This is a genomic window from Dietzia sp. DQ12-76 (assembly GCF_014145045.1).
In the GTDB taxonomy this organism is placed as follows: domain Bacteria; phylum Actinomycetota; class Actinomycetes; order Mycobacteriales; family Mycobacteriaceae; genus Dietzia.
On record NZ_JAALDV010000140.1, the window covers coordinates 1 to 1,931 of the forward strand.

Consider the following 1,931-nt stretch of genomic DNA (forward strand, 5'->3'; position numbering starts at 1 on the left):
GGACGCTCGGGGCGCTGGTCGACGAGGGGCACTGGGCGCGGCGGGCCTACGAGACGGCGCAGGAGGTTCGGCCGGACTCGGCGGTGTCGGTGACGCCGGGGGCACCGGGCTGGATCGCGGAACTCCGCGCCGCCGGGGCCGCCGGACTGGAGGTCAGACCCTCCGACTGAGACCGGTCACGTCGATGATGAACCCGTCGGAGTCGACGGTCGCGCTCGTGGCGGCGGTGGACGTGATCCCGTGGACCTTCTCGTCGTCGCTGGAGAAGGTGACCGTGTCCTCGCTGACGTCGAGGGTGAGGGAGTCCACCCGGAGAACCCGCTCCTCCACCGACCCCGGCTGCGAGTGCAGCCCGAGCCGCCGGCTGATGACACTTGCGAAGAACACGCTGTAGGTCACGTCCACGTCGACGACACCGGCGCCACCGACGCGGGAGCGGGTGTCGGAGGGGTCGTCCAGGAGCCAGGAACCCTCGTCGTCACGGACCAGGTCGATGGTGCGCTCGTACTCCTCCGTGGAGACGGTCAGCTGCACCCGGCACGGGGCCAGGTCCGATCCGAGCTCCACCTGGTACTCGAGGGTGAACGCCTGGTGTTCTGGATGCGCCGCGGAGACGATCCGGCCGTGGGCGCGGGAGAAGTCGCCCTTCGGGACGATTCTCACCTGCTCGATCACCCTGCCGGTCTCGGAGATCCACGTGTACATGCGGGGGGCCGAGGCGCGCGGCGCTTCGACCTGCGACGAGGGCGACTGGGAAGCGTTCACCTCTCCTACGGTAGGAAACTCCGCACCGAAAAGCACATCACCCTCCCGTCGTCGCTGACCGTCGTCACCTCGGGAGCAGCTCCACGCGTGCGCGTCGCCACGGATACAGGGTCACGTTCCGCGCCCTGGGCCATTCGCGGCCGCTGCCCACGGGCTCGAGGCGGAACCGCGTCAACACCTGCCGCAGGATCACCTCGCCCTCCATCATCGCGAAGGACGCACCGATGCAGCGCCGGGCCCCGCCGCCGAAGGGCAGCCACGTGGTGGGGGTCGGGACGTCGCCGAGGAAACGACCGGGGTCGAAGACCCTCGGAGCGGGATAGGCGGCCGGCGCACGGTGGGCCAGGATGATCGACGGCGAGATGGTCATCCCCCGCGGATAGGTGCGACCACCGACGGTGGCGAGCTCCTGCAACTCCCGCATCACCATCGGGACCACCGGGTGCAGCCTCAGCGTCTCCTTGAGCACGGCGTCGAGGTACTCCGTTCCACCGGCGGCGATCTCGGACACACAGCGGTCCTGGATCCCGGGGTGCCGGGCCAGTTCGAGCACCGACCACGCCATGGCGGTGGCCGTGGTCTCGTGGCCGGCGGCCACCAGGGTCATCAGCTGGTCCCGCAGTTCCTGATCGGACAGCCCCTGCGCGTCCTGGGCGGACGCCCGCACCAACAGTGCCAGCAGGTCCCGTCGCCCTCCCAGTGCCGGATCCCGGCGGGTCGCCTCGATCTCCTCACCCAGGAAGGCGTGGATGGTCGCGAGATCCCGGACCTGCCGACTCCACGGTCGGAACCGGCGCAGCGGCTGGATGCCCATGCCGATCATCACCACCGGCCCGGCGTCCACCGCCCGCGCGACGATCGGCCGGATCCGGTCGAGGCGGGCCGAGTCCGTGACCCCGAACACCACTCGCAGGATCACCTCGAGGGTGAGCTGGTTGAACAGGATGTGCGCACGGACCCGACCCGACCGCGGCCAGCGGTCCAACTGCTCGGTCGTGACCTCCTCGACGAGCGAGCGGTACCCCTCGATCTCGCGACGTCCGAACGCGGGAGCGAGGAGCCGTCGGGCGCGCGCGTGCTCGTCACCGTCCTGCAGGAGCAGTGAGTGGTCCCCGAGCAGTGGCCGCAGGAGTTCGTTGCCCTTGCCCGCGTGGAACACCGAGGGC

The 1,931-nt window shown here is 70.4% G+C and carries 2 protein-coding genes; both read right to left on the bottom strand.

The features are described from left to right. Nucleotides 1-153 precede the first annotated feature (153 nt). Nucleotides 154-765 (bottom strand): putative glycolipid-binding domain-containing protein, encoded by a 612-nt coding sequence (locus tag G6019_RS05990; RefSeq protein ID WP_231750458.1) that lies wholly within the window; start codon nucleotides 763-765, stop codon nucleotides 154-156. Between the two features lie 64 nt (nucleotides 766-829). After that, nucleotides 830-1,931: cytochrome P450 (locus G6019_RS05995; protein WP_182627204.1), on the bottom strand; the 1,102-nt coding region annotated here is incomplete at its 5' end.